The organism is Rhodopseudomonas sp. BR0M22, assembly GCF_010907035.1.
GTDB lineage: Bacteria > Pseudomonadota > Alphaproteobacteria > Rhizobiales > Xanthobacteraceae > Rhodopseudomonas.
In genome coordinates this window covers 1-21,237 of record NZ_QUMK01000010.1, presented here as the reverse complement: position 1 = coordinate 21,237, position 21,237 = coordinate 1, and the positions used below count along the sequence as shown (strand labels likewise).

The following is a 21,237-nucleotide window of genomic DNA, read 5'->3' as shown; positions in this document are numbered from 1 at the left end:
CCGGCCAAATCACGTTCCGGTATTCTGGGAGTTCGATTTCACCGATGTCTTCTGCAAACCAAGAGCTGCGGCTCGCCGCCGATTTCGCCCCGGCCGGCTATGAAGACTGGCGCAAGCTGGTCGACGGCGTGCTGAAGGGCGCACCGTTCGAGAAGCTTATCAGCAAGAGCTACGACGGCATCCAGATCGATCCGATCTACGTGCGGGCGCGCGACGCCGCGCCGATCGCCGGCCGCGCTCCCGCGGCACCGTGGCGGATCATGCAGCGGGTCGATCACCCGGAGCCGAAGGAAGCCAACAAGCAGGCTCTGCAGGACCTCGAAAACGGCGCCACCGGCCTGACGCTGGTGTTCGCGGGCAGCGTCGGCGCGCGCGGCTTCGGTCTGCCGGCCACTCAGGAAGCGATCGCGCAGGTGCTGGAGGGGGTCCACCTCGACGCCGGCATCGCGATCGAACTGCAGTTCCCGCCGCAATCCTGTGACGTGGTCCGCCACCTCGCCGACCTGATCAAGAGCCGCGGCACCGATCCGGCCGCCTGTGACATCCGCTTCGGCATCGATCCGCTCGGCGCGCGCGCCGTGCAGGGCGCGAGCGCCACCGAGTGGAGCGAGATCGCCAAGGGCCTCGGCGACGTCGCCGCCGGCCTCGCCGGCGCCGGCTTCAAGGGCCCGTTCCTGGTCGCCGACGGCCGCGTGATCCACGATGCCGGCGGTTCGGAGGCGCAGGAGCTGGCCTACGTGCTCGGCTGCAGCGTCGCCTATCTGCGCGCGCTGGAGGCCGCCGGCGTCGCGCTGGATGCCGCCCGCGGCATGATCTATGCGCGTCTGTCCGCGGATGCCGATCAGTTCCTGACGTTGTCCAAGTTCCGCGCGCTGCGCCTCTTGTGGGCGCGGATCGAACAGGCCTGCGGCCTCGCGCCGAAGCCGCTGGTCGCCGCCGCCGAGACCGCATGGCGGATGCTGACCCAGCGCGATCCTTACGTGAACATGCTGCGCGCCACGATGGCGACCTTCGCCGCCGCGCTCGGCGGTGCGAACTCGGTGCAGGTGCTGCCGCACACGCTGGCGCTCGGCCTGCCCGACGCATTCGCCCGCCGCGTCGCCCGCAACACGCAGCTGGTCCTGCTGGAAGAATCCAACCTCGATAAGGTCGCCGATCCGGCTGCCGGTGCCGGCGGCATCGAAGCGCTGACCAAGGAGCTGTGCGACGCCGCCTGGGCCCAGTTCCAGGAGATCGAGCGCGCCGGCGGCGCGCTGGCCGCCCTGCAGGCCGGGCTGATCCAGCCGAAGGTCGCGGCCAGCCGTGCGGCCCGCGACAAGGCGATCGCCAAGCGTCGCGACGTTCTGACCGGCGCCTCCGAATTCCCGAACCTGCACGAGGCACAGGCCAAGGTGCTCGACGTCAAGCCGGCCGAGGTGCCGCCCGCCGGTGAGGCGAAGATCAGCTTCACGGCGCTGACGCCGATCCGTCTGGCGACCCCGTTCGAGACCCTGCGTGACAAGTCCGACGCCGTGCTGGCCGCCAAGGCGTCGCGGCCGAAGGTGTTCCTGGCCAATCTCGGCACGCCCGCCGACTTCACCGCGCGCGCCACCTTCACCAAGAGCTTCTTCGAGACCGGCGGCATCGAGGCGGTCGACAGCGAAGGCTTCACCGACGCCGCTGCGCTCGCCGACGCCTTCAAGGCATCCGGCGCCGCGTTCGCGTGCCTGTGCTCGTCCGACAAGACCTACCCGACCTATGCGGCCGCCGCCGCCCAGGCGCTGCGCTCCGCGGGCGCGAAGCGGATCTATCTGGCCGGCCGCCCCGGCGAGCAGGAGAGCGCGCTGCGCGAAGCCGGGGTGCAGGAGTTCGTGTTCGCCGGTGGCGACGCCTTGGCGACGCTCAGCGACGCCTGGAAGGGCATCGAAGCGGCATGACGGGGACCGGCAAAGCGGTGCTCTCCGGCGGCTGCCAGTGCGGCGCGATCCGCTACGCGCTGTCGGCCCCGCCTCTGAGCACGGCGCTGTGCCATTGCCGAATGTGCCAGAAGGCGACCGGGGCACCGTTCGCCTCGATGGCCGAGGTCGCCAAGGACAACTTTGCCTGGACCCGCGGCCAGCCTGCGTCGTTCCGCTCCTCCTCGGTGGCCGAGCGCGACTTCTGCAAGGACTGCGGCACCCCGCTGGGCTATCGGCTGATGTTCTGCGACAGCATCGAGATCCTGACCGGAACTTTCGATCGGCCGGACCGGGTGGTCCCGACCATGCAATACGGCACAGAAGCGAGGCTCGGCTGGACCGGCACGATCGCGAACCTGCCGAGCAAGACCACGTTGCAGAACTACGGGCCCGACAGGCTGGCACAGGTGTTCAGCTATCAGCAGCCGGACCACGATTAACCCGACGAAATGACGAGAAACGGCAGCCGTGCTACGATGGGCTGTAGTGAGATCAGATAAAAATGAGCAAGATTCCGAACTTCGCCGAGATCGCATTCCAGCCCACCGCCGCCCCTGCTCCTGCAGGCGAGGCCCAGCCGTGGCTGACGCCCGAAGGCATTCTGGTCAAGCCGGGCTACTCCGAGGCGGATGTCGCCGGCATCGATTTCCTCGACACCTGGCCGGGCGTCGCGCCGTTCCTGCGCGGCCCCTACCCGACCATGTACGTCAACCAGCCGTGGACGATCCGGCAATATGCCGGCTTCTCGACCGCCGAGGACTCCAACGCGTTCTATCGCCGCAACCTCGCCGCCGGTCAGAAGGGCCTGTCGGTGGCGTTCGACCTCGCCACTCACCGCGGCTACGACTCTGATCATCCGCGCGTCGCCGGCGACGTCGGCATGGCCGGCGTGGCGATCGACTCGATCTACGACATGCGCACGCTGTTCGCCGGCATTCCGCTCGACCAGATGAGCGTGTCGATGACCATGAACGGCGCGGTGCTGCCGATCCTGGCGCTGTATGTCGCCGCCGCAGAGGAACAGGGCGTCTCCCCGGAGAAGCTGTCGGGCACCATTCAGAACGACATTCTGAAAGAGTTCATGGTGCGCAACACCTACATCTATCCGCCGGTGCCCTCGATGCGGATCATCTCCGACATCTTCGCCTACACCTCGCAGAAGATGCCGAAGTTCAACTCGATTTCGATCTCCGGCTATCACATGCAGGAAGCCGGCGCGACGCAGGACCTCGAGCTCGCCTACACGCTCGCCGACGGCGTCGAATACGTCCGCGCCGGCATCGCGGCCGGTCTCGACGTCGACAAGTTCGCGCCGCGGCTGTCGTTCTTCTGGGCGATCGGCATGAACTTCTTCATGGAAGTCGCCAAGATGCGCGCCGCGCGTCTGCTGTGGGCCAAGCTGCTGACGCAGTTCGATCCGAAGCAGCAGAAGTCGCTGAGCCTGCGCACGCACTGCCAGACCTCCGGCTGGTCGCTGACCGCGCAGGATGTGTTCAACAACGTGATGCGCACCACGATCGAAGCGATGGCGGCCACTCAGGGCCACACCCAATCGCTCCACACCAACGCGCTCGACGAAGCGCTCGCGCTGCCGACCGACTTCTCGGCGCGGATCGCACGTAACACCCAGTTGTTCCTGCAGCAGGAGAGCGGCACCACCCGGATCATCGATCCGTGGGGTGGCTCGTACTACGTCGAGCGGCTGACCCACGACATCGCCGTCAAGGCTTGGGCTCACATCCAGGAAGTCGAAGCGCTCGGCGGCATGGCCAAGGCGATCGAAGCCGGCGTGCCGAAGCTGCGCATCGAGGAAGCCGCCGCCAAGACCCAGGCGCGCATCGACACCGGCCGGCAGTCGGTGATCGGCGTCAACAAGTACAAGCCGACCGACGAGGCTCCGATCGACGTGCTCAAGGTCGACAATTCGACCGTGCGCCGGCTGCAGATCGACAAGCTCGCCCGGCTGAAGAAGGAGCGCGTGCAGGCCGACGTCGACGCCGCCCTGTCGGCGCTGACCCGCTCGGCTTCGGAAGGCAACGGCAACCTGCTGGCGCTGGCGATCGACGCGGCGCGCAAGAAGGCCACCGTCGGCGAAATCTCCGACGCGCTGGAGAAGGTCTATGGCCGGCATCGCGCCGAGATCAAGTCGATCACCGGCGTCTACAAGCGGGAGGTCGCATCGATGGCGGACCGGATGGAGAAGGTGCAGGCACTGATCGACGCGTTCGAGGACGCCGAGGGCCGTCGCCCGCGCATCCTGGTCGCCAAGATCGGTCAGGACGGCCACGACCGCGGCCAGAAAGTGATCGCCTCGGCATTCGCCGACATCGGCTTCGACGTCGACATCGGGCCGCTGTTCGCGACGCCGGAGGAAGCCGCCCGGCAGGCGGTCGAAAACGACGTCCATATCCTCGGCGTGTCGTCGCTCGCCGCCGCGCATCTCACCGCGGTGCCGGAACTGAAGGCCGCGCTGAAGAAGCAGGGCCGCGACGACATCATGATCATCGTCGGCGGCGTGGTCCCGCCGCAGGACTACGACGCGCTGATCAAGTCCGGCGCCGAGGCAATCTTCCCGCCCGGCACCGTGATCGCCGACGCCGCCGAGGAGCTGATCCACAAGCTCAACGCCCGGCTCGGCCACTCCAGCCAGGCGGCGGAGTAGCTGCGGGCTTCAAGACAATGCCGGCTTGATTTGACGAACTAGTCTAACCAGACTAGTTTGTCTTCATGAAGCAGGTCGGCATTTTCGAAGCGAAGACCCACCTGTCGAGCCTTCTCGACGAGGTCGAAAACGGCGCCGAAGTGACAATCACGCGGCACGGCAAGCCTGTCGCACGGCTGGTTCAGGCGAGTAGCGAGTTGTCGGCCGATACGATCGCGCGACGGCGTCAGGCGATCCGCAACTTGCGCAGCTTGGCGCGCGACCTGAAGCTGAATCCGACCCACGACGAGATCAAAAGCTGGATCAACGAGGGACGCCGTTGATCGTCATGGACGCATCCGCCGCCCTGGCGATGTTTCTGGATGAGCGCGAGCACCTCGCCAACGATGAGGTGTTTGAAAGCTTGGCGGACCAGCAATTCGTCGTCCCGGCGCATTGGCATGCTGAAATCGGCAATGCGCTTACCACGAACGTGCGCCGCGGCCGGCTCCCTTCCGACAAGCTCGAATACGCGCTGCACAACCTGAAGATTCTCGAGATGATCACGCAATCACCCCCGGAACTTGACGAAATCGCCGGTGCGGTCCGTAGGGCGCTGGATTCCGGACTGACCTATTACGATGAGCTGTATGTCCGGCTGGCCGAAGTCAGGAATCTTCCGCTCTTCACCTTCGACAGCCAGATGAGAAAAGCGGCGCGACAGCGCGGCGTCGAGATTCTTCCCGTGTGACTGCAGCGCCAAAGGCAATCTGCTATACTGACACGATGACCGCCGTCGCCGACATACCGCTGGACAAGATCATCGCGAAGCTGCGCGAGCAGGCCGCCGTATTGCGTGCGGAAGGCGTATCCAAGCTGTTTGTGTTCGGTTCTCGGGCGCGCGGCGATGCGCGCCCCGACAGCGACCTCGACGTGCTGGTGGACACTGCTCCGGGGGCCCGCTTCTCCCTGCTCGACCTCATCGGCGTCGAGCACATCGTCAGCGACGCGACCGGTCTCCGGGCTCAGGCCGCCATCCGCCGATCGATCGAGCCGGCATTCGCGGAACGGATCGCACAAGACCTCGTCGAGGTGTTTTGAGGTGCCTCCGACGATTTCCGATCGGCTGGGTCATATCGAGACAGAGCTCCAGAATATCCGCGACGTCCTGAGCGGTAAGGATTTCGCCGACTTCCAGTCCGACCGTTTGGTACTGGCGGCAATCGAGAGATTTCTGGAGCGAATTAGTGAATCTTCAAGACACATCCCCGACGCATTGAAGGCGAGTGAGCCCTCGATCAATTGGCGCCGATTGGCCGACCTCGGCAACTGGCTTCGACATGCCTATCACGCGACAGACGCCCGACTGTTGTGGGAAATGATCCAGCGTGATCTCGATCCACTTCGGCAGTTTGTCTCTCGCGCACGCAAGGAGTCCGACCGTTGAGCTTTTCGAACCTGTTCCGCACTGTGCTGGTTCTGGCCAGCGTCTGCGTCCTCTCCCCCGCCCTCGCCGAGCCGGCGAAGCCCAAGCCTGACTTCGCCGTGAAGACCAAAGCGATCGACGGCACGGTGACGCTCGATGCCGGCATCAAGGCCGATGCCAAGCTGGCCGAGAACTGTCTGGCCGAGGGCAAGAAGTGGACCGCCGAGCGGCGCACCGAGGCCGAGCCGGAATTCAAGAGCGATCCGGAGCTGTTCCGTAACGGGCCGTGGACCTATGAGCGCAGCTACACGACGGATTCTCTGGTCGCGGATCGCTACGTCTCGATCCTGCGCACCGACTATAGCTACACCGGCGGCGCCCATCCCAACACCGACATCGACACCATTCTGTGGGACAAGCAGCTCGGCAAGCGTATCAGCATCCGCCCGTTCTTCACCGACCTGTCCGACGGCAGCCCGGCAATGCGGGCGATGGTCGACGGCATCGTCACCGCGCTGAAGGCTGAAAAGAAGGAGCGCGGCGCCGATGAAGAGGACGCCGCCTACATCAAGAGCATCGAGCCGAAGCTTTTGAAGATCGGGCCGGTGACGCTGGCGCCGTCGACCACCGCGGGGAAAAGCTCGGGCCTCACCTTCCACTACGCACCCTACGCGGTCGGAGCCTATGCGGAGGGTGAATATGAGGCATTCGTGCCGTGGACGGCGTTGAAGCCGTATCTGTCGGACGAAGGCCGAGCGATCTTCGGTGGCGACCGGCCGAAGCAGGAACGTAGGGCGGAATGAACCAGAGGGTACGTCCCCGGGCGGTTGAGAACAGGCCATCTGTGGCGCGCGCGCTTTCCAGCAGAACTCCTCTGCCCCGCGCCGAACAACGAACGCCGCTTCTGCGCAAAGTCTGCTTCATTCGCTGACGATTTCCATTCGCTGTGCCGGCGCGGTGTGGCGAATGGAGAGCTTTCAGCAATGTTGCGGAGTGGACGAGATGACCAAGCCAGCCGGCAATTACGACGCCGTGTTATCGGCCAACAATCAGTATGCGAAGGACTTCGGCGACAAGGCCAATCTGGCGCTGCCGCCGGCACGGCATTTCGCGATCCTGACCTGCATGGACGCCCGGCTCGATCCTGCCAAATATGCCGGCCTCGCCGAAGGCGACGCGCACGTCATCCGCAACGCCGGCGGACGCGCCTCCGACGACGCGATCCGGTCGCTGGTGATCTCCCACAAGCTGCTCGGCACCCAGGAATGGTTCGTGATCCATCACAGCGATTGCGGGATGCAGTTGTTCACTGGTGACGTGATCGCCGACCTGCTCGAGGACAATCTCGAGACCGCCAGCTTCGACGGCCACCATTGGAGCAACCCGAAGCACGGCGGCGGCTCGGTCGCCGGTCATTTCGTGCATTGGCATACGTTCCAGGACAACGCCAAGAGCGTCACCGAGGACGTCGCGCGGATCCGCAGCCATCCGCTGGTGCCGAAGCACATCCCGATCTACGGCTTCATCTACGACGTGAAGACCGGCCGGCTCGACGAGGTCGCCGAGGCCAGCGCCGCCGGCAAACCTGCCGCCTGAGGCGTCATCAACAGGGAGATCGGCGCGCGGCCGTTCCGCGCGGGACTCCCCTCGCCCCTGGCGCCCAATCGTTGTAAACGGGCGCCATGAATTCAGCCCGACGCACCGGCGACATTGCCCATCTTGCCAGCGAGGTCCGCAGCGGACATCGCGCCGCGCTGGCGCGCGCCATCACCCTGATCGAAAGCCGCCGCGGCGACCACCAGGCCTCCGCGCGTGCGCTCGTGCAGGATCTGCTGCCCGAAACCGGCCGTGCGATCCGCGTCGGCATCACCGGCTCACCCGGCGTCGGCAAGTCGACCACGATCGACGCGCTCGGCATGTATCTGATCGAGCAGGGTCACAAGGTCGCGGTGCTGGCGGTCGATCCGTCCTCGGCACGCACCGGCGGCTCGATCCTCGGCGACAAGACCCGGATGGCGCGGCTGTCCGCCGAGCCGGAAGCGTTCATACGCCCCTCGCCGTCCTCCGGCACGCTGGGCGGCGTCGCGGCGAAGACTCGCGAGGCGATGCTGCTGTGCGAGGCTGCCGGTTTCGACGTCGTGCTGGTCGAGACCGTCGGCATTGGACAGTCCGAAACCGCTGTCTGCGACATGACCGACTTCTTCCTGGCTTTGATGCTGCCCGGCGCCGGCGACGAGCTGCAGGGCATCAAGAAGGGCCTGGTGGAGCTCGCCGACATGATCGCCATCAACAAGGCCGACGGCGACAACATCGCCCGCGCCAATCTCGCTGCCGGCGAGTATCGCGCGGCGCTGCACATCCTCACCCCGCGCTCGATGCACTGGCAACCGCCGGTGATCACCTATTCGGCCGCGACCGGCAACGGCATCGCAGAGCTGTGGCAGTCGGTGCTCGACCATCGCACCGCGACGACACCGTCCGGCGAGTTCGACGCGCGGCGACGCGAGCAGCAGGTCAAATGGATGTGGACGTTGCTGGAGGACCGCTGGAAGGCGAAGCTGCGCAGTGTTCCTTCGATCCGCGCCAAGGTCAGATCAACTGAGGCCGCCGTCGCCGAAGGCACGATCACGCCGACGCTCGGCGCCGACCAGATCGCGGAGCTGATCGGGTGAGCGGCCTGCGCATTCTGATTACCGGTTTCGGGCCATTTCCCGGTGCGCCCTTCAATCCGACTCCAGCCTTGGTCGATCGCCTCGTCAAGTTGCGTCGGCCGGCGTTCGACGACGTGGCTCGTCTCGGCCACGTCTTCAACGTCAGCTACCGCGCGGTCGATCGCGACCTACCGGCGCTCCTCGCGCAGCACCGTCCCGACGCGCTGCTGATGTTCGGCCTCGCCGCCTCGACCCGTCACGTCCGGATCGAGACGCGCGCCCGCAACGCCCTTACGACGCTGTGGCCCGACGCCGACCAGGTCACCCTGCGTCACGGCCACATCGCGCCGGGCGAAGAGGCGCGCAGTTTTGGCCCGCACAGCGCACGGTTGGCGCGCGCGGCGCAGTTCACCGGAATCGACGCGCGGCTGTCACGCGACGCCGGGCGCTATCTCTGCAACTATCTGTGCTGGCGGGCGATCGAAGCGACGCGGGCCTCAAACGGGCCTCGCCTCGCCGCCTTCGTGCATGTGCCGCTGATCAGCCGCGACGGCACGGCGTGGCCGGGAAGCCGTATCACCGCAGAGCAACTGGTCGATGCCGGCGAAGCGATGCTGCTCGAGCTGATAAGGCTGTCTCGCGCGGCAGGCGGCGCCACCGGCTGAGCCGGTTAACCCTACGGCCAAACATCACAGCTCCGGCGCAGCACGACCGACAGCGCCACGGCGGATTCTGCATTAGTTTCGACAATAGCAGGTCGTCGCATAGGAGTACGCGCGCCATGGTTTTGCACCGACGCGACTTCCTCGGCACTTTGGCGAGTACCGGCGCGCTGGCTCTGGCCGCCCCGCCGCTGGCCGCCGCTCCGACCTCGCGCCGCGGCCGCGAGGCCACACTCTCCGGCGTCCGCCCCGACAGCTCGGATGACCAGACCACGGCGCTCCAGCGCGCCATCGATGATGCCGCCGCCCGCCGCGTACCGCTGGCGCTGCCCCCGGGCACCTATCGCACCGGGACCTTGCGGCTGCCGTCTGGTGCCCAGCTCTCGGGCGTTCGCGGCGCGACCACGTTGCTCTTCACCGGCGGACCGTCGCTGTTCGACAGCCAGGGCGCGGAGAACGCGACGCTGTCCGGCCTCGTGCTCGACGGCGCCGGCATTGCGCTGCCGAGCCGGCGCGGACTGGTGCACTGCATAGCCGCGCAGGATCTGCGAATCCAGGATTGCGCGATCACCGCCAGCGGCGGCTCCGGCATCTGGCTCGAAGCAACGTCCGGCGCAATCAGCAACAACACGCTGACCAAAATAGCGGTCACCGGCGTAGTGTCGTTCGACGCCAAGGAGCTGCGCGTCGACCACAACACCATCATCGACACCAACGACAACGGCATCGAAATCCTACGCACCGCAATCGGCGACGACGGCACGCTCGTCACCGGCAATCGAATCGAGAACATCAAAGCCGGTCCCGGCGGCTCGGGCCAGTACGGCAACGCGATCAACGCATTTCGCGCCGGCAACGTGGTGATCAGCGGCAACCGCATCAAGAATTGCGATTACTCCGCGGTGCGCGGCAATTCGGCCTCGAACATCCAGATCACCGGCAACAGCGTGTCCGACGTGCGCGAGGTGGCGCTGTATTCAGAGTTCGCGTTCGAAGGCGCGGTGATCGCGAACAACACCGTCGACGGCGCTGCGCTCGGCGTCTCCGTCTGCAACTTCAATGAGGGCGGCCGGCTCAGCACCGTGCAGGGCAACATCATCCGCAATCTGAGACCGAAACGGCCGATCGGTACCGCACCGAACGACGACGCCGGCATCGGCATCTATGTCGAAGCCGACACCGCAGTTTCGGGAAACGTAATCGAGAATGCTCCCTCGTTCGGCATCGTCGCCGGCTGGGGCAGATATCTGCGCGACGTCGCGATCACCGGCAACGTCGTGCGCAAGACCTTCATCGGCATCGGCGTCTCGGTGATGGACGGCGCAGGCACCGCGACGATCGCCGGCAACGTCATCGCCGAAGCCCCGCGCGGCGCAGTGGTCGGACTCGATCACGCGAAGCCCGTGACTCCGGATCTGACGACGCCGGGCGCGACGCGGTTCACCCAGATTTCACTCGGCCACAACACCACCAGGTGACCGAGTGCCATGACGGCATCCTGCACGAAACTCAGCCTTTGTTCTTTGTTGTCCGCAGCCGGTCGCACTGCAGTCGTTCTTTTGAGGCATGCGTTCACAGAAACATAAAATATCCGTGCTCAAACAGCAGAATGGATGAGCAGAGAAAAACGCCGCGCCGGCGCGTGCTGAAAGCTGCAACGATCGAGTTCGGCGGCGGCACCATCGATTGCAAAGTAAGGAACATCTCGGAAGCCGGCGCGGCGCTGGATGTCGTCTCGCCACTATCCATCCCCGAGTGCTTCACACTCTATGTCCCAACCGATCAGATCAAGCGGCGCAGCCGCGTGATCTGGCGAAAGGAACAACGGATCGGCGTCTCGTTCGAATGAGCAAGGCGGTTGAGCGGGTCGACCGCAACCGCCCCTCGATGCGCCGGCTCGCAAGTCGAAGCCGCTCCCAAATGGAAGCGGCCCCGAGGGCGGTCAGAACGACACGGTCAGACGCGTGTTGAACGACCGCCCCATGCCCGGCACGCCATAGCCCCAAATCGGCGACGATCCACCCATCATCGAGGCTGCGCGGTAGTCGACGAGGTCGGCTCCGCCGAGCGGCAGGGTGTAGAACTTGTCGAACACATTATCGACGCCGACGTCGAGCCGCACGTTCTCCCACCGATAGCCGGTGCGCAGGTTGAGCAGCGCGTAGGCAGAGGTCGTGGTCTCGTTGCGCACTTCGCTCACCTGCGTCTTGGCGCCGACCAATTGCAGCTCGATGCCGTTGACCCAGCCGCCGAACTCGTGGTCGAGCCCGAGCTTCGCGTTGACCGGCATCACGCGATACAAATTGATCCCGTCGGTGCGCTGGCCGTGTACGTAAGCGAACTGCCCCCGCAGCACGCCGCGGCCATAGGCTGCATTGTCCCACGCCGTCAGCCGGCCGTCGAGGTTGACGCCGTAGAGTTCGGCGTCGTGGTTGGCGAATTGCAGGAACACGAAGGCGTTGGTCTTGGTCAAGTTCGCCGCATTGCAGGTCGAGCTGCCCGCGATGAAGCAGCGGTTCACGTCGATGTAGTCCTGCACATAGCTGTAATACGGTGTGACCCGGACCTCCCACAGCTTCTGGGCCGGATCGTGCCAAGCTGCGGTGAAGCTGACCGTGTGAGCCTTCTCAGGAGCAAGATCGACGTTCCCGACATAGCCGTTACCGTCGCCGAACCAGCCGATCATGTTCATTGCCATCGCGGTGTTCGACCAGGTGTAGCGCTCGTAGAGGTTCGGCGAGCGGGTCTTGCGGGCGAAGCCGAGTTCGAATTGGCTGATCGCGTTGGGTTCATAGCGGATCAGCGCCGAGCCGTCGAAATTGACGTCGGTGCGATCGCGGTCGCGGCCATTGAAGCGCGACGCATCGGCTGCGTACATCGAGCTGTAGCCCTGGACGTTGCCGGTGCCCATCCACACCACGTCGTTACGCAGGCCGAACAGCGTGGTCCATTCCCGGTTCCAGTGCCGCTCCCACTCGACGAAGGTGCCGAGCCGGGTACGACGGCCGTCGTTGATATTGATGAAGGTGTTGGGTGACATCATCATGCCGGAGCCCGGCACCGGATCCCACCAATCGTCGAGCCGATACGCATGGGTCTCGTTGCCGATGCGGATCAGATCGTGGTCGGAGGCGATCACCGACGCCTTGATATTGTAACCGAGGTCCGTGCCGCGGGTGTCCATCGGCATGTCCGCAACCTTATCGGGCGCGATGAAGCCCATGGTGTGCCGGATGCGGTGATAGAACGCCGACGTCTCCAGCTTGCCCCAATCGAACACGCCGTCATAACGTCCATTCACAAACATCGAACGGTTGGACACCATGTCCATATACTGGTTGACGTAGCCCTGATACGGGATGAACTGCCCGCCGACCTGCAGCGTGAACAGGTTGCCGGCGCTCTGCCGCGAGATGCTGACGGCGTGGTTCTGCACCTCCCACAGCGTCGACTTCACGGTCATGCCGTTGCCGGCCTTGTAGTTGCCGGAACGAGCCCAGCCGCCGGTGTAGGTGACGCTGGTGTCCTGATTGGCGATCGTCGCACGCGCATCGACTCCGTAGGCGTTGCCGTTGCTGCGATAGAAGCCGGAGACCGTCGCGGTAGTCAGAAGGCTCGGCCCCGTTGCGAACAGCGGCGGCGCGGTGGTGACGTCGATCTTGCCGCCGATGTAGTCGCCGCCTACGCTGACCGGCGCGACGCCGAGATAGGCACGCATGCTGGCGATCATCTGTGGATTGACGAAGGACAGCGGCGGATTCATCTCGTTCGGGCATGCCGGGCTGATCAGCATCGAGTTGATCGCCACTTGCACACGATCGGCACCGACGCCGTTCAGCGCCGGCAGGCTGGAAACGCCGCCGGCGCCCCAAACTGCACCGCCCGGAATGTCGGTGATCAGCGCGGCGCTGTCGCTGGTGCCGAGGCTGCGCGTCACCGCAGCCGAGCCCGGCAGCGTCGTGGCCGAGGCGGACACCGGCTCAGACGATGGCGCGGCGGGCGGCGGTGACGCCGCAGCATCGCGGATCACCGGCCCGCGCTGCGGTGACGGCGTGGTGGCACGAACACGCGGTTTGGCGCGCGGCGTGGCGGGCTCGACCACGACGGTCGACAGAGTGCTCGCGGTTTGGGCCGAAGCCGGCGCCGACGAGAGCGAGACGGCCGAGAACGCGATCGCCGCACACGGCAACGACAGCAGCGAGGTGGACAGCAACAAGGACCGGCGCAAGCCGACGGACAGAACGGATGACATGACGAAACTCACGGAAGATCGAGCGCGCGCAGCCCATGGCTGGCGCAGGACATCTGTCCCCGTGCGGCGCGACAAAGCGGACGCGACGGTGGCAGTAGCGAAACGGCAAGGCATCGCCGCCGCGCGAAAGACGCGCGATCAGCGACCGGTGCGGTTACGCAAGATCAGGAGGTCCGCGGGCGGAATGAGAGGAAGCCGGGACACTGCGCGGCGCCGCCTCGGTCAGCGGCCAACGCTGCGTCAGCCAGACCCAGGACAGGCTTGGCGCGGCGGTGACGACCAAGGACGGCGGCGGCAGGCTGCACACCAGAACGCAGGCGATGCACTTGAAGTGCACCACGACCCGATCCTGCGAGTCTGCCGGGGCTGAGGTGTCGATCGAATGACAGATGCCGGCGCTGGCGAGAACGTCGAGCGATCCTGCCCCCGGGAGCGGCGCCGCCGACAGCGCAATCTGCAGCAGCAGAGCCAGGGTGACCAGCCAACTGGTCGCGAAGCGGACTGCGACCGCAGGCCAGGGTCGATCGCGACGCATCCCGAGCGCAAGGGTCGGACGACGCGCATGCGCGGCCGACGCCTTGTCCTTCGCTCTCATCCGTAACGCCCTCAGCACACGCGTCCCCAGTGTCTGCGTGGCCAAGTAATCACAGCATCGAAGGTGCAACAATACGGTGCGGTGACGTGATACCGCACTTCATGACATTTGGAATAGATGTCACTATTTGAACACAGTCGACACAAGCGCGCGCCCGGAGCGAACCCCAGGCGCGACGCTTCGAATAGCGAATCCGGCTCAGATCAAATGATCTGTCAGGCCGCCCGCACCGTCTCCATGAAGCGATCGACCTCGTCCTTCAAGCGCGTGCTGTCGCGCGACAGCGACTGCGCGGCGGACAGCACCTGCGACGACGCCGAGCCGGTCTCGGTCGCGCCGCGCTGCACGTCGGCGATGTTGGACGAAACCTCGTGGGTGCCGCGAGCCGCCTGCTGCACGTTGCGGGAGATCTCCTGCGTGGCAGCGCCCTGCTCTTCCACCGCCGACGCAATGGTCGAGGCGATCTCCGACATCCGCTCGATGGTGCCGCCGATCTCACGGATGGCACCAACCGACTCCTGCGTCGCCGACTGCATGCTGCCGACCTGAGAGCTGATTTCGCCGGTCGCCTTGCCGGTCTGTTCGGCGAGCGCCTTGACCTCGGCGGCGACCACCGCGAAGCCGCGACCGGCGTCGCCGGCCCGCGCCGCCTCGATCGTGGCGTTGAGCGCCAGCAGATTGGTCTGGCCGGCAATGGTGTTGATCAGTTCGACGACGTCGCCGATGCGATTCGCCGCCTGAGCCAGCGTGCCGATCCGTTCATTGGTCTTGCGCGCCTGCTCCACCGCCTCGTTGGCGATGCGCGCCGCCTCCTGCACCTGGCGGCTGATCTCGTTGATCGACGACGCCATTTCCTCGGTCGCCGACGCCACCGACTGCACATTGGCGGTAGCTTGCTCGGAGGCCGCGGCGACCGAGCCGGCGAGCTGCTGTCCGTGTTCGGCGGTCGTCGTCAGCGTGCCGGCCGAGGCTTCGAGCTCGGTCGAAGCCGAGGTCACGGTATCGATGATCTCCCCGACCGCGCTTTCGAAGTGATCGGCGAGGCGCTGCATCTCCGCCTTGTGCTCGGCAGCGACGCGACGCTCCGCCTCTTCCTGCTCGGCTTTCATCCGGTCGTATTCGATCGCGTTCGTCCTGAACACCTCTACGGTGCACGCCATCAACCCAATTTCATCGAGCCGTCCGGCTCCGACGATCTCCACGTTATTATTGCCGGCGGCGAGCTCCTTCATCACGCCGGACATCGCCACGATCGGCTTCGACACCGCGCGCCCGATCAGCCAGGCGAGCACCAGGCCGATCGCCATCGCTCCCAGGGTGATGAACACGATCTGGTTCTGGGTCTCGCCAATCAGCGCTGCAGTTTGGTGGCCGATCTGCTTCTGATCGACAATGCCGGACTGCTTGATCGCGGTCGCGTCGCCCACAAGCGACTCTGCGACCTTGATCATGGCCGCGATCGTCGTATCGATCTCGCTGACGTCGCGCACCGACTGCAGGAAGCCGTCGGCGTAGATCTCAAGGTCGGACTCGATCGCGGCCAGTTGCTCGCGTTCGGATGCGCCAGACAGAACGGTCTTCATCGTCGACAGCGTGGTGCGGAAATCGCCCATCGCCTTCTCGGCGTTGGCCTGCTCGGCCTTGTCGAACCGAACTCCCAGCACTTTGCTGGCGGCGAGCCGCAGCAGCAGGAACTGCTTCAGCGACTGTCCGACCAACAGTGCCTGCTCGCTGTTGCCATCGCCGCGCATGGTGGCGGCCTGCAATTGCTCGAGCTTGCCCACGATACGCTGCCCGACAGGCCCCAGCACCGTCAGCGATAACCTATTCTGGTCCTGGCGCACCTTCGTGAGACCTTCAAGCTGGGCCACGTAGGAATCGACTTTGCTACTCAGGTCGACCATCGCCACGCGGCGGTTCTCGGCTTGAATCTGCTGCAGCGCCTGCTTGATGTGATCCTGCAGCTCGGTGCTGCGCTTGCCGGCTTCGGCGATCAGGTGGTCCTCGCCGGTGAGGCTGTATTCGCGCACGACCCGGCGAAAGGCGTTGAAGTCCTGCTCGACGTTACGCACAGCGTCGACCACAGCGACGCGCTGATCGAAATCCGTGAAGGCAACGCCGACTTTGCCGAAGCTCGAATAGTTCAGCACGGCCATCACCGCCATCAGCACCTGAACGGCGGCGAAGCCGATGGCGATTTTGACGCCGATCTTGCGGTTGGTGAAGAACGAAAACGGACCCGCAACTTTGGGCGGGACGGGCGACGAAGGGATACGCGACATGATCTCTTTCCCGATGAGTACGCTCGAAAGCGTGGCTGCATGCGGCGCATGAGAAGCGGCGCATAAGAGGGAAATCCGCAGCACGGCAATGCCGCGCACGTCGCCGCGAATCCCCCCTCTGAGATGTCATCTTGTGAACGGTTCCGGGACCGGACCGCACGCAACAGGTGCGCCGGAATTCGTTCCGATCGGTTAAATCTCAGCGGTACAATTCGGCGATCATTGGCGCCAGTTTGCACCGATCGCGGCATGGTGCATCGCGCGCACCGACCGATCGACCTCGACCGTCGTCACAAAACCGAAACAGCAGTTGAAGTTAGAAAGGAACGCGGGACCGCGGAGATTGCATCGGTCGCGCAATGGGCGCCCCACCCAATAGACGAAAGTCGCGTCGACCACCCTGTGGATAGTCGAACAGGCGGGATTCGATTCCAGCGTGCTCGTCAGCCCGCTTTGCGCAACAGCGAATAGCGCTGCTCGAGGCGTTCCGGATCGAGCGCGTGCAGCCACACCGGCACGTCTTCAGGCACGATCGCCGGCGCAGATTCGGCGATCGGGCGCGGACGCACCGGCGGTTCGACCGGCTTGACCGGCTCGGCGACGCGCGCAGTCCGGGCCGCTGACGGCCTGGGCGGTGACGCCGAGGCGTTGACCGGTTCGCCGTCGAAATAGAAGGCGACGCGAGGAGCAACCTGCTTGTTGTGGCCGAGCCAGGACAGATCGACCGGCTGGTTGTCGAGCGTCGCTTCGCGGCGCAACAGATCGCGCCACGTCTCGACCGCTGCCTTGGCTTCCTGGACGTTGGTGAGAAATTCGCGTTCGCCGAAGAAACGGCGCCACCGGCCGCTTTCGAACAGTTCAGTCAGGTAGTCGAGCCGCTGTTCGGCGAGCACACACCAGCGCTCGACGAGCGCACGGCCGCGCTCGGCGTCGGTCTGTTCCATGGTCAGTCCGCCAGGAGAGGGAAAGGAACGCGACGCAACCTACGAATCGACGAGCAGCTTAAGGACAATGTTGTTAACAAAAATTTACCATGTCCAGCGCAACGGTAATTTGAAACGGCCCGACCTCGCCAAAGCGGATCAAATGACCCGAATGCGGCCGTCTGCGCTCACCTGGAAGCCAAATCGCCCCTAAAATGAAAGACCCGCCCGGGGGGACAACCGGGCGGGTCAAAAGCCATATCAGCGCAGGGGTGGATGGGCGCTCGCGCCGGATACGGCCTCGTTGGGGAGGTGGTCTCCGCTCCCACAACGATTGGTCAGTCGACAACGCCGGACGTTCAATCCAGTTGCAGATTTTTTTGCAGCTCGCGTCATGGTGAAGCGCGCACCCTGCTTGGACACGGAAAACGCCCACGCGCCGAGGCTGTCCGGCGACGGTTTCGACGCGGATATCCGTTGATCGGGCGGCCTCGACCTGCTTTCGACGTGTTGCCTTCGAGCGAAGCGATGGACCGTTCGCTCGATGACGCTGTTTAGGGAGCGGACAGCACCACGTTGACGATCGGCTCCTTCTGCAGGCGGGCGATCAGATCGTCCTGAGCCTGCTTCGACAGCGCGTGATTGCCGAACTGCAGCCGGAACACCCCGCCCCTCGAACTATCGACCACCACCGCATCATAGCGGTCGAGCAGCGCCGAGATCTCGGCGGCACGAGCGTCGGGCGAGAACTTGACCAGGGCGCGCGGCGCTGTCGGAGGCGTCAGACTGCGCACCACCGGGCCGCCCGAGCGTTCCGCCATCACCATCGGCGCCGCCGGTTTCGCGGCTTCTGCGGTGCGCTCGCGCGGCGCGGCGGCGGGCGGCGCGACATCGTTCTGTGGCTGATACGCGGCAGTCTGCACAGTGCCGGGGTGATGCCAAGCCAGCATCGCACCGATCAGACCGGCCTGCAGCAACAGCGCGACGCTGGCCGCCGCAGCCGACCAGGCCAGTGCTTTTGGCGACAGACCAGCAAAGAAGCCAGCGAACCGTTCTCCAAGACCGGGACCGCCGGCGGGCTGCTGCGCCGGCTCGGCGTCGATCGCCGCGAACAGCTTGTGCATGGTCCGCGACGAAGGGGCTCCCAAACTCTCGTTCAACTCGATCGTCGCGGAATATTCCTCGAGGATCACGGCATATTGCCGCGCCAACTCCGGGTCGCGGTCGAGCGCCTCGGCGACGCGGCGGGTGTCGCGCGGATCCAGCGTCCCGGCAGCGTACCACGGCAGCAATGCTTCAATATCGCCCGGCTCGCTGTGCTCGGGCATCGTCTTGCTCATCGCCATCATGGCCAGCCTCGCTGGACACCGGCCGCCAGCAGCAGGTCGGCGAGTTTCTTGCGCGCGTAGAACAGCCGGGTTTTCACGGTGTTCTCCGGAATTCCGACGATCTCGGCGACTTCTTGCACGGACTTCTCATGGTAGTACACCAGATCGACGATCTCTCGATGTTCGGGCGACAGCGACGTCAGACATTGCCGTAACGCTTCGCCCGTATCCTTCTTCTGCACTGCGATCTCGGGATCGTCGGCAGGATCCTCGATTGCAGCGGCGGCCTCGTCGTCCAGTTCAGCGTCCTTACGGCGTCGCAGCGCCGACAGCGCCTTGAACCGCGTGATCGCCAATAGCCAAGTTGAAACGGCAGACCGCCCCTCGAACTTGCCGGCCTGACGCCAAACGTCGAGAAACACTTCGTTGATAAGATCTTCGGCGATCTGTTCGTTCCGAACCAAGCGCAGTCCGAAACGGAAGACTTTGACGTGATGCCGGCCATACAGAACCTGCATCGCAACCCGGTCCCCCTGGGCGATCCTGGCGATCAGGACCTCGTCCGTGGCAGCCTGCTTGGTACTCACTGGCCATCTCTTGGCTTAGGTCGACCGGGCCCAGCGGAAGGTTCGATAAACAAAAGCAAATTTTACATCCCCGGGATTGTCGCAGGGTCCAGATTGTGACGCGAAACGAGGCAGTCGGTTCGCCCCGGTTCGGGACGACCAGCACCGCGCAGCCAGCCCCCGCGAGTCGGCGGCTCTGACCGGGGCGACGTTAGCAAGCCGAGACCGGATCTGCGCGACATTTCCACATTTTTCGATGCCGGCGCGCCCTCCGCCGGCCCATGGCCTGACAAGAAGTCTGGCAGAATCAAACGGCTAACGTCTGCGCGCTGTGGTTGAGGCCGCCGCGCAGATACCAAAACGAAACGCTTTTCCCCGTAGGTTCCCCGAGACAAACACACGATCGGGCGGACGATGGGACCAACTGCTGCGATTCCGGGCACCCTGCCCGGTGCGCCAACCAGCGCAGACGACGCCCAAATCTCTGCCGTCCGCGGTCGACGCATGCGGCAAAGACGCCGCATGCTGGATCTGATCGCCGCCAGCTTCATGGTCGATGCCGGCATCCTGATCATCTATGTCCAGGCCGGCACCATCCCACCAGTCGTGGCAGTGGCCTTTGCCGTCTGCGGCCTCGTCGTGGGCAGCATCCTGTTCGCCTTATCCGAATCCGGATTCAACGACCGTTTCCCCGACCACTATCTGACGGTTCCGACCACCATCACGCATCTGGTCGTGATCGTCGGGTTTGCCGCCTGGGCGCCGCAGATCGGCGCGGTCTTGCTGTTCGAGCTGTTCGTCGTGTTCGGCTTCGCAGCGCTGCGCGCGGACCGGCGGCAGGCGCTGATCTGCTGGGCCGCTCTGCTGTCCGTATTGACGCTGCTGTTTCTGCTCACCGACTTGCCGATCGACCTGCCGCACCAATCGCCGCTGGAGCGGTTTGCGACCCTGCTGGCGCTGGTATCGACGGTCGGCCGTTGCATGTTCATCGGCGCCTTCTCGAAGGCAATGCGAGATTCGCTCTACAAACGCGGTGTCCAGCTCCGTGAGGCGTATCAGCGCATCGAAGAACTGGCCGAACTCGACGAACTGACCGGTGCCTATAATCGCCGCTGTATCATGCAGCACCTCGACAACGAGATCGCGCGAGCGGCTCGGCACGGCGAGCCGCTGTCGCTGGCGCTGATCGATCTCGATTGGTTCAAGCGGATCAACGACACCTTCGGCCACCCGATCGGCGACGAGGTGCTGCGCACCTTCGCGATCACGATCTTCGCCAACATCCGCAACTTCGACCGTTTCGGCCGCTACGGCGGCGAAGAATTTCTGCTGCTCCTGCCCAACACCGACAAGCGCGAGGCACTGCTGATCATCGAGCGGCTGCGGATGATCGTGGCTGAACTGGATTGGAGCGCGTTCTCGCCGAGCATGACGGTCACGCTGTCGGCGGGAATCACCACCATGACCTTGGACGAGAGCACCGAAGCCGTGCTGTCGCGTGCCGATCAGGCACTGTACGAGGCCAAGCACGACGGACGAAACAAGATTGCCTACGCCTGACGACTTACAAACGGCCTGAACGGACGACGAATTGACTGCGCCTGAAGAAGCAGGCGTCAGCCCTCTAGGACAGAGTGATGATTTCGAGATCGAAGCGGCCCGCCCTCCGTCTGCTCGACGAATTGCAAGCGATGCTGGCCCATGGCACCGTGGCCCGCCGGGTGGAGACGTTGCGGCGCGTTACCGACCTGTTTCTCGGTGCCGTCGAATACAACGAAGAGCAGATCGAGGTGTTCGACGACGTCTTCACCTGTTTGGTGGAGAACATCGAGAGCAATGCCATGGTGCTGCTGGCGCAGCGGCTCGCCCCGGTCCAGGCGCCGCCGCGGATCATCCGCCAGCTCGCCTTCGAAGACCGGATCGAGATCGCCGCGCCGGTGCTGTCGCGATCCGAACAGCTCGACGACGCGACAC

The 21,237-nt window shown here is 65.0% G+C and carries 20 protein-coding genes and 1 pseudogene; 15 read left to right on the top strand and 6 right to left on the bottom strand.

The genetic code is table 11. The features are described from left to right. Positions 1 to 44: 44 nt before the first annotated feature. The 13 genes from DY468_RS04810 (at position 45) to DY468_RS04750 (ending at position 11,166) form a co-directional block, all read left to right on the top strand. Entirely contained in the window at positions 45 to 1,916 is a 1,872-nt protein-coding gene (locus tag DY468_RS04810) for a methylmalonyl-CoA mutase family protein (RefSeq protein WP_164602898.1), read from the top strand. Further along, the gene (locus DY468_RS04805; protein ID WP_011157342.1) at positions 1,913 to 2,377 is read left to right on the top strand and encodes a GFA family protein; all 465 of its coding nucleotides are present in this window, start codon (positions 1,913 to 1,915) and stop codon (positions 2,375 to 2,377) included. Before DY468_RS04810 ends, DY468_RS04805 begins: the two co-directional genes overlap by 4 nt. A gap of 62 nt (positions 2,378 to 2,439) precedes the next feature. Further along, positions 2,440 to 4,599, top strand: a complete 2,160-nt coding sequence (gene scpA, locus DY468_RS04800; protein ID WP_164602896.1) for a methylmalonyl-CoA mutase — start codon at positions 2,440 to 2,442, stop codon at positions 4,597 to 4,599. Positions 4,600 to 4,664: 65 nt separating this feature from the next. Continuing rightward, positions 4,665 to 4,922 carry a type II toxin-antitoxin system Phd/YefM family antitoxin gene (locus DY468_RS04795; RefSeq protein WP_164602894.1) on the top strand — a complete coding sequence of 86 codons (258 nt, stop codon included), beginning with the start codon at positions 4,665 to 4,667 and terminating at the stop codon, positions 4,920 to 4,922. A gap of 5 nt (positions 4,923 to 4,927) precedes the next feature. Beyond that, entirely contained in the window at positions 4,928 to 5,329 is a 402-nt protein-coding gene (locus tag DY468_RS04790; RefSeq protein ID WP_246700884.1) for a type II toxin-antitoxin system VapC family toxin, read from the top strand. Positions 5,330 to 5,364: 35 nt separating this feature from the next. Next, positions 5,365 to 5,679, top strand: coding sequence for a nucleotidyltransferase family protein (locus tag DY468_RS04785; protein WP_164573676.1), 315 nt, complete (start codon positions 5,365 to 5,367; stop codon positions 5,677 to 5,679). A gap of 1 nt (position 5,680) precedes the next feature. After that, positions 5,681 to 6,025 carry a HepT-like ribonuclease domain-containing protein gene (locus tag DY468_RS04780; RefSeq protein WP_164602890.1) on the top strand — a complete coding sequence of 115 codons (345 nt, stop codon included), beginning with the start codon at positions 5,681 to 5,683 and terminating at the stop codon, positions 6,023 to 6,025. Continuing rightward, positions 6,022 to 6,807 carry a DUF3298 and DUF4163 domain-containing protein gene (locus DY468_RS04775; protein WP_164602888.1) on the top strand — a complete coding sequence of 262 codons (786 nt, stop codon included), beginning with the start codon at positions 6,022 to 6,024 and terminating at the stop codon, positions 6,805 to 6,807. Before DY468_RS04780 ends, DY468_RS04775 begins: the two co-directional genes overlap by 4 nt. Before the next feature lie 199 nt (positions 6,808 to 7,006). Continuing rightward, positions 7,007 to 7,600, top strand: coding sequence for a beta-class carbonic anhydrase (locus tag DY468_RS04770; protein ID WP_164602887.1), 594 nt, complete (start codon positions 7,007 to 7,009; stop codon positions 7,598 to 7,600). Between the two features lie 86 nt (positions 7,601 to 7,686). Then, positions 7,687 to 8,676 (top strand): methylmalonyl Co-A mutase-associated GTPase MeaB, encoded by a 990-nt coding sequence (meaB, locus tag DY468_RS04765; protein ID WP_164602885.1) that lies wholly within the window; start codon positions 7,687 to 7,689, stop codon positions 8,674 to 8,676. Beyond that, positions 8,673 to 9,320 (top strand): pyroglutamyl-peptidase I, encoded by a 648-nt coding sequence (locus tag DY468_RS04760; protein WP_164602883.1) that lies wholly within the window; start codon positions 8,673 to 8,675, stop codon positions 9,318 to 9,320. Before meaB ends, DY468_RS04760 begins: the two co-directional genes overlap by 4 nt. A gap of 116 nt (positions 9,321 to 9,436) precedes the next feature. Then, complete coding sequence (locus DY468_RS04755) at positions 9,437 to 10,795, top strand: TIGR03808 family TAT-translocated repetitive protein (protein ID WP_164602881.1); 1,359 nt, start codon at positions 9,437 to 9,439, stop codon at positions 10,793 to 10,795. A gap of 131 nt (positions 10,796 to 10,926) precedes the next feature. After that, positions 10,927 to 11,166 carry a PilZ domain-containing protein gene (locus tag DY468_RS04750; protein WP_164602879.1) on the top strand — a complete coding sequence of 80 codons (240 nt, stop codon included), beginning with the start codon at positions 10,927 to 10,929 and terminating at the stop codon, positions 11,164 to 11,166. A 93-nt stretch (positions 11,167 to 11,259) separates the two neighbouring features. Here the strand turns inward: DY468_RS04750 and DY468_RS04745 are convergent, their stop codons facing one another. From DY468_RS04745 to DY468_RS04720, 6 genes are all read right to left on the bottom strand, one after another. Next, positions 11,260 to 13,569, bottom strand: a complete 2,310-nt coding sequence (locus tag DY468_RS04745; RefSeq protein ID WP_164602876.1) for a TonB-dependent receptor — start codon at positions 13,567 to 13,569, stop codon at positions 11,260 to 11,262. A 154-nt stretch (positions 13,570 to 13,723) separates the two neighbouring features. Then, positions 13,724 to 14,164 (bottom strand): hypothetical protein, encoded by a 441-nt coding sequence (locus DY468_RS04740; protein ID WP_230761490.1) that lies wholly within the window; start codon positions 14,162 to 14,164, stop codon positions 13,724 to 13,726. Positions 14,165 to 14,379: 215 nt separating this feature from the next. Continuing rightward, entirely contained in the window at positions 14,380 to 16,446 is a 2,067-nt protein-coding gene (locus DY468_RS04735; protein ID WP_164602874.1) for a methyl-accepting chemotaxis protein, read from the bottom strand. Between the two features lie 443 nt (positions 16,447 to 16,889). Then, on the bottom strand, positions 16,890 to 17,390 hold the full coding sequence (locus DY468_RS04730) for a TIGR03809 family protein (protein WP_164602872.1): 501 nt from the start codon (positions 17,388 to 17,390) through the stop codon (positions 16,890 to 16,892). A 533-nt stretch (positions 17,391 to 17,923) separates the two neighbouring features. Then, on the bottom strand, positions 17,924 to 18,718 hold the full coding sequence (locus DY468_RS04725) for a zf-HC2 domain-containing protein (RefSeq protein WP_164602870.1): 795 nt from the start codon (positions 18,716 to 18,718) through the stop codon (positions 17,924 to 17,926). Continuing rightward, a complete protein-coding gene (locus tag DY468_RS04720; protein ID WP_164602868.1) occupies positions 18,715 to 19,284 on the bottom strand; it encodes a sigma-70 family RNA polymerase sigma factor in 570 nt (189 codons plus the stop codon). Before DY468_RS04720 ends, DY468_RS04725 begins: the two co-directional genes overlap by 4 nt. A 393-nt stretch (positions 19,285 to 19,677) precedes the next feature. Here DY468_RS04720 and DY468_RS04715 point away from each other — a divergent pair, with 393 nt between their 5' ends. Together DY468_RS04715 and DY468_RS04710 are read left to right on the top strand one after the other, a co-directional pair. Further along, a complete protein-coding gene (locus tag DY468_RS04715; RefSeq protein ID WP_164602866.1) occupies positions 19,678 to 20,823 on the top strand; it encodes a GGDEF domain-containing protein in 1,146 nt (381 codons plus the stop codon). A 77-nt stretch (positions 20,824 to 20,900) separates the two neighbouring features. After that, positions 20,901 to 21,237, top strand: a pseudogene (locus DY468_RS04710) (DUF2336 domain-containing protein); the annotation flags it as partial.